Raw genomic sequence first — 6,430 nt, 5'->3', positions numbered from 1 at the left:
TGCCGTACCTGCTGAAGTAGCGGGCCACCTCCCCGCCGCCCATGGAGAAGCCCACCAGGGTGACGTCGGTGAGGTCCAGCTCGGTCAGCAGGGTGTGCAGGTCCTCGGTGAGGGTGTCGTAGTCGTAACCGCCGCGGGGCTTGTCGCTGCGGCCGAAGCCGCGGCGGTCGTAGGTGACCACGCGGTAGCCGGCCTCGGCCAGGACGGGCACCTGCTGCGACCAGGAGGCCCCCGACAGCGGCCAGCCGTGGACCAGCACGACCGGGCGGCCGGGACCGCCGGTGTCGTCCACGTGCAGGTTCGTGTTCCGGAACAGCCCGTGGTGGGCGGTGATCTCCGTCATGACTCTCCTTCGGAGCGGGAGCTGTCGTGGTTCGGTCTGGGGCCGAGCACCGGTTGGGTGTTCAACCACTTCGACGATCCTGGCGTATCCGTCGGGGACCGCCTCTCGAGAAGGCTCCAGCGCGTCCAGGTTGCGCCGTTCGGGGTGAGGCGCAGAGCCCTGCGTCATCGCGGCGTTGCTCGCGGTCGCCGCAGCTGGTGACAACGCTGGGCCGAACGCTGGGCCGAACGCTCGCCAAGGGCACCCGCACGTGCAGGGCGCGGTGATCGCGCCGGCGCGGACCTGGATCGGGGTCAGGAGATGCGGCCGGGTCCGGCCTCGGCGGGGCGGGGGCGGTCCTGCGGGTGCACGCGCACGGCCAAGATCGCGCAGTCGTCCTCGGGTGCCTGACCGACCAGTTCGGTGACCAAGCGGTCCAGCAGCTCCTGCAGGGTTAACCCCGAGCAGGCTGACAGGACCCGGCGCAGGTCCGCGATGCCCTCCTCCAGGGAGCGCCCGCGGTGCTCGATGAGCCCGTCGGTGTACAGCACCAGCGTGGCCCCCGGGGGCAGCACGTGGGTGTGGTGGGTGCGTGTCGCACCGGGCAGCAGCCCGACGAGCAGTTCCGGTGCGCGCTGCAGGACCTCGGTGGAGCCGTCGGGCAGCAGCAGCAGGGGCGGGGGGTGCCCGGCGTTGGTCCAGCGCAGCCGGCGCGCCCCCGCTGCGGCGCCGGCGCCGGCATCGTCCTGCGGGTCCTGCTCGATGCGGGCCAGGACCAAGGTGGCCAGGGTGTCCATGTGCAGCCCGGCGATGGCCCGGTCCAGCCGGGCGACCACCTCGGTGGGCGGTTCCTCGCGGTCGAAGGCGAAGGCGCGCAGCAGCCCGCGCAGCTGGCCCATGCGCGCGGCCGCGGCCATGTCGTGGCCGCTGACGTCGCCGATGACCAGCGTGGTGGCCCCGCCGGGCAGCACGATCGCGTCGTACCAGTCCCCGCCCACGTGCTCGCCGGTGGCGGCCGGCACGTAGCGTGCCCGCAGCTCCAGGTGGTCCGGCTCGGGCAGCTGGGTGAGCAGCGAGCGCTGCAGGACCTCCGCGGCGCTGCGCCGCTCGGCCAGCAGCTGCGCGCGCTGCACGGCCTGACCGGTGTAGCGCGCCAGCGCGGCCAGCGCCGCCTGCTGCTCGGCGGGCAGCTCGTGGGGACGCTCCCAGTACAGGAAGACCGCCCCGAGCACGTCCATGCCGTCCGGGCCACCAGGACCGCTCGGGCTGCCGGGGCCGGCGGCCAGCAGGGGAAGGTTGGCGCTGGCGCCCATCACCGGCACCGGCGCGTGCCGGGTGACGGCCGGGTGCGCGGCCAGCAGCGCGGTGGAGTCGGGGTAGAACACCGCCTGCCGGGTGCGAACGGCCAGGGCCAGGGGGGCGTCCTCGTGCCAGTCGACGCGCGACCACGACGCCTCGGTGGTGGCCGGCATGCGCGCCATGGACACGAAGTCCAGCCGGGTGCGGGCGTGATCGGCCAGCAGCAGCCCGCCGCCGGCCGCGCCCAGCTCGGCGCACACCACCTCGGTGATGGTGGCGGCGACGTCGGCGACGGTGGTGGTGGCCGTCAGCGCCTCGCTCAGGCTCAGCAGCAGGCTGCCGAAGCGGCGGGCCTGCTCGGCCTGCTCGGCCTGCCGGCTGGCCTGCTCCTGCTGCTGGCGCGCCCGCTCGGCCTCGGCGCGGGCGGCTTCGCGCTCGCGGGCGGCCAGCACCTGCTGAGTGACGTCGCTCTGCACGCTGACCCGGTGGGTCAAGCTGCCCTGGGCGTCGAAGACCGGGGAGATGACCAGGTGGTTGTAGAAGGCGGTGCCGTCGTGGCGGTAGTTCAGCACCGTGGCGCTGACCGTCTCGGCGTTGGCGATGCCCGCGCGCAGGTGCGCCACGACGCCGGGGTCGGTGTCCGGGCCCTGCAGGAAGCGGCAGTTGCGCCCCAGCGCCTCGGCGGCGGTGTAGCCGGTGAGCTGCTCGAAGCTGGGCGAGACCCAGATCAGCGGGTCGTCCTCACCGTCGGGGTTCTCGGCGGTGGGGCCGGTGCGGGTGGGGTCGCTGATGGCCATGGCCAGGCCGCTGGCCAGCACCGAGCGCTGCGCGCGACCGGCCGCGGCCGAGGCCTGCACCTCGGCCACGGCCTGGGGGAAGCGCAGCGGCATCAGCACCAGCAGAGAGCGGGCCCGCAACGGCTCGGGCGCATCGCGCAGCGGCATGCCGATCGCCCACAGCGCCTCGCGCGCGGCGGTGGCCTGCGAGCGCAGGGCGGCGCTGACCTGCCGGCCGGAGCCGGGCTCGCCGGCGGCGATGCGGGCTAGGGGGGTGCTGCTGGCGCCCAGCGCGCCGCCGGAGGTGACCTGCAGCCCGGCCGCGCGCGACCAGTCCTCCAGGTCGGCGGGCAGGGGAAGGTCGGGGGCCAGCTGGCGGGCAAGGTCGTTGACGAAGACGACCTGGCTGGAGGCGGTGTCGACCAGCAGCACCGCGGCGGGGTAGTCGTGCACCACGCTGGGCAGCGCTTCGGGTGGCACCGTGTGAGCGGCCGGTCCCGGGCCCACCGGCCCACCCGCTGCGGTGTCGTCCCGTGCTTGCCTGCTCCCGGCTTGCCTGCTCCCGGCTTGCCTGCTCCCGGCTTTACTGCTCGCCCTCTCGGGCATCGAGCGGTTGCTGATCGCGGGCTGCTCGCCATCAGGGGTGGCCGCCTCGCGCGCTCGATTACTCACCGGCGCAGGATACGAGCGGATCCATCCCGGCCCGCGTACAGCACCTTGTCACCGGCCGCACCGTTGGGTCATACCGGTCAGAGCGGCTGCCCGGTGGGCGGCGCTCTTGACGGTCCGGAGCAGGCGTAATGCGGACGAGTTGGAGCAGGCAGTGCCCTCTGCTGGGGCAGGCAGCGTCCCTGCGGGGGGATGGATCCGAGTGATCTGCACCGAGCAGGCAGGGGCAGGAGACGACACGAGGCAGCGCAGCGCACCGCGCGTGCGGCCGGCGCGTGCAAGGCTTGAACGGTGAATGGTCAGGTGAGTACGGGCCAGGTGCACCTGCTGGGGGTGCCGCTGCGGCTGCGCGAGGAGTCCAACGAGCACGCCCAGGACCTGCTGCGAGAACTGGCGCTGGTACAGATCGGGGCCCGGGAGCACCACGCCGGCGATCTGCCGCAGCGGCTGCTGCAGCTCGCCGGGGAGCTGGCAAGCAGCTACGCCCCCTTGCAGCAGCAACCCGTGGCGGCCCTGGACGCCGCCGCTGCCGCCGGTGAGGACTTCACCGACGTCACCTGTACCTTGCCGGTGCACGCCGGCGCCTTCGCCCAGCGCGTCGTGGAGGTGCTGGAGCAGGCCGATGACTTCTGCCGCCGGGAGCAGCTGCTGACCCTGCCCGCCTCGGCGCAGGTGGTGATCTACCGCCGCTGGCTGTTCGGGCAGTTCAGCGGGCAGCTGTCCGGCGCGCCGGCACAGCCTTGGACCACCAGCTGGACCAACAGTGGGACCAATGCTTAGGCGGACAAGCAGGCGAGGCTGCAGGATGGCTAGCGCGGGGAGCAGCAACGTGGCTGGCGCGGGGAGCAGCAGCGTGGCCGGCGCGATGGGCAGCAGGGTGGGTGAGCCGCTGGTGCTGGACCCGCTGGCCAGCACCGTCGCCGCCGCGCGGCGCTACGTGCGCCAGATGCTGCGTCAGGTGAACGCCGCTGAGCTGGAGGAGTCCGCCGAGCTGGGCGTCTCGGAGTTGGTGACCAACGCCGTGCTGCACGCACGCACCGCCTTCAACGTCGATGTGTGGGTGATGCCCTCGGGGCGGGTGCGCATCGGTGTCAGCGATGCCTCGGCCACGCCCCTGCGCCTGCGGCGCCTGGTCCAGGAGGCCGGCACCGGGCGGGGCCTGCGGCTGCTGGAGTCCATCTCCACCGACTGGGGCGTGCAGGCGCTGCCCGCGCACCAAGGCGGCGGTAAGACGGTGTGGTTCGAGCCGAAGCAGGACATGAGCACCGCCGGCTTCGACACCGACGACTGGGCGGCGGAGGTCCACGGGCTGCTGTAGGGGCCTTGACGTGCGAGCCGACCAGGAGCGGGCGTCTTCTGGTGCCAGCTGCGCTTTCCTGAGCCACCTGAAGAGCGACCGGTTCGCAGACGGTGTCCTGCGCAGAACCGGGCGGGTCAGCTCCAACGAGCTGATCACTCACTGGCTGCGGGTCATCCTTGAAGCACGCGGGGCCAGCGACCCGCGGTGGCGAAGGAGCGCTTGGGCCAGGGGCGGCTAACGTGCCTGCTCACCGGTCCAAGCAAGGGCGTTGGTTTTCTGGAAGGTCTTTCCGTGCTGCCTGCACCCGCCCTGCCCGCACCCGCCCTGCCTGCACTCGCCCTGCCTGCACCCGCCCTGCCTTCTCGCCTGCTGCTGCCTCTGCCGTGCCGCAGCAGCGCGCCAGAGCGCACCAGTGCGCCGGGCCCTGCGGGCGTGGGTAGGTCCTGGTGAGCCTGCTCGATGACTTCACCCGGCGGTGGACCTCCACCCTCAGCGGTGGCCCCGCCCTGCTGCCCTCCACGCTGGCGCGGGCGTGCGCCAGCGTGCTCGGCGTCGACGGCGCCGGCATCAGCGTCATGAGCGGCTCCGGCATCCGCCTGCCCCTGGGCGCCAGCGACGACAGCGCCGCCCTGGCCGAGCGCTTGCAGTTCACCATCGGTGAAGGACCCTGCTTGCAGGCCCAGCAGAGCTGCCGGCCTGTGCACGCCGACGCAGCGGCGATGAGCGCGCGCTGGCCCGCTCTGGCACAGGAGTACCTGGAACGCACCCCCTTCCGCTTCGTGCTCAGCCTTCCCCTGCTGCGCTCCAGGGACAGCATCGGCGCGCTGGACCTGTATCGGCGTGCACCCGGCGTGCCGGCACCCGCGATGGGGGCCAGCAGCGTGCAGGCACCCGGGGTGGACGCTGAGCGGTTGACGGCCTCGGCCGCGCCCATCGCCACCGCCATCACCAACATCCTGCTGGGCACGGCACCGCAGGACGTGCCTGAGCAGGTGCAGGTGAGCAGCGCCTCCTGGCTGGACACCCCTTCGGTGATCTCACGTGAGCAGGTGTGGATCGCCATCGGCATGATCAACGTGGCCCTGCGCCTGGACGCCGACGACGCCCTGGCGCTGCTGCGAGCTCACGCCTACGCCAGCGGGCAGCTGCTCGACGAGCTCGTGGACGCGGTCGTCAACCAACGCATCGACCCGGTCTCGTTGAGCACGGGATCGGCCCCGGGGCCGAACGCGCAGGAGTGAACCGCACCCGCCGGTGATGCCGACCCTCACCCTCCAGATCGCTCAGGAGTGAGCGGTTGCGACACAGCTCCTGGGCTCCATGAGCGGCACCGAGCGGCTGCTCCAGCGCCCGTTCGTGCCGTCTGTCAAGGTCCGGGTTCGAGAGGTGGCGTCAAGCAACGCTCAGGCAGGAGCCAGCACCTGCTCGATGCTGATGCGAGCTTCGTGCTCGGCAGGCGGGACCATGCCGAGCCCGCCATGCAGGCGGTGGTGGTTGTGCCAGTCGGCGTTGCCCCATCTCGTGGGAGGTACCCCCATCCACCACCGCGATCTCCACGTCGTCGATGCCACGCCAGGGACCCTCGTGAGCGGGCAGGTGCGGATTGCGGATGCACTCGGCCTTGAAGAGGAAGTTGGGTCTGCTGCATGATCCGGTGACAGCCTGACCTGCCCCGCCCCATGCGCTGGCGTTTACCGGCGTGATCGCCAGGGGGGCGAGGACTCGCAACCGATCGCCCGGAGCCGCCCGGAGCCGGGCATGTGCTCACGCCCGGCGCAGCAGCACCAGGGTCGTGTCGTCCCCGGCAGCGCCGGGCACGGCGCTCAGCAACCGGTCAGCCAGCGCCGATACCTGAGGGCCGGGCTGGCTCAGCAGTTCAGCCGCGGTGCTGGTCGCCGCCCGGGCGAGCACGTCCATGCTCTCCTGCAAGCTGACCCCGCGGCGCTCCACGAGGCCGTCGCTGTAGAGCAGCAGCAGCGCGTCCGCGGGCAGCGGCAGGCGCACCGTCTCGGCGTCCAGGCCGGTGGTGGGGCCGAACCCCAGCCCGAGCATCGGGCGCGGGGG

The 6,430-nt window shown here is 72.8% G+C and carries 6 protein-coding genes; 3 read left to right on the top strand and 3 right to left on the bottom strand.

Going from position 1 to position 6,430, the window contains the following annotated elements:
- Both ACRYR7_RS23540 and ACRYR7_RS23535 read right to left on the bottom strand, forming a co-directional pair.
- Positions 1–343, bottom strand: a 343-nt coding sequence (locus ACRYR7_RS23540) for an alpha/beta fold hydrolase (RefSeq protein WP_432573333.1), incomplete at its 3' end; no start/stop codon positions are given.
- Positions 344–636: 293 nt separating this feature from the next.
- Positions 637–2,877: a PP2C family protein-serine/threonine phosphatase gene (locus tag ACRYR7_RS23535; protein WP_432574659.1), complete on the bottom strand. Its 2,241-nt coding sequence runs from the start codon at positions 2,875–2,877 to the stop codon at positions 637–639.
- Positions 2,878–3,369: 492 nt separating this feature from the next.
- On the opposite strand from ACRYR7_RS23535, the gene ACRYR7_RS23530 reads away from it, so the two are divergent.
- The 3 genes from ACRYR7_RS23530 (at position 3,370) to ACRYR7_RS23520 (ending at position 5,607) form a co-directional block, all read left to right on the top strand.
- Entirely contained in the window at positions 3,370–3,846 is a 477-nt protein-coding gene (locus tag ACRYR7_RS23530; RefSeq protein WP_432574657.1) for a hypothetical protein, read from the top strand.
- A 49-nt stretch (positions 3,847–3,895) separates the two neighbouring features.
- On the top strand, positions 3,896–4,384 hold the full coding sequence (locus ACRYR7_RS23525; protein WP_432574655.1) for an ATP-binding protein: 489 nt from the start codon (positions 3,896–3,898) through the stop codon (positions 4,382–4,384).
- 428 nt (positions 4,385–4,812) lie between these two features.
- On the top strand, positions 4,813–5,607 hold the full coding sequence (locus ACRYR7_RS23520) for a GAF domain-containing protein (protein ID WP_432574653.1): 795 nt from the start codon (positions 4,813–4,815) through the stop codon (positions 5,605–5,607).
- A gap of 523 nt (positions 5,608–6,130) precedes the next feature.
- Here the strand turns inward: ACRYR7_RS23520 and ACRYR7_RS23515 are convergent.
- The coding region (locus ACRYR7_RS23515; RefSeq protein WP_432574652.1) for a SpoIIE family protein phosphatase at positions 6,131–6,430 on the bottom strand (300 nt) is incomplete at its 5' end.

The organism is Kineococcus gurbantunggutensis (assembly GCF_050871925.1).
Classification (GTDB): Bacteria; Actinomycetota; Actinomycetes; order Actinomycetales; family Kineococcaceae; genus Kineococcus.
This window is presented reverse-complemented; position numbering and strand designations above follow the sequence as displayed.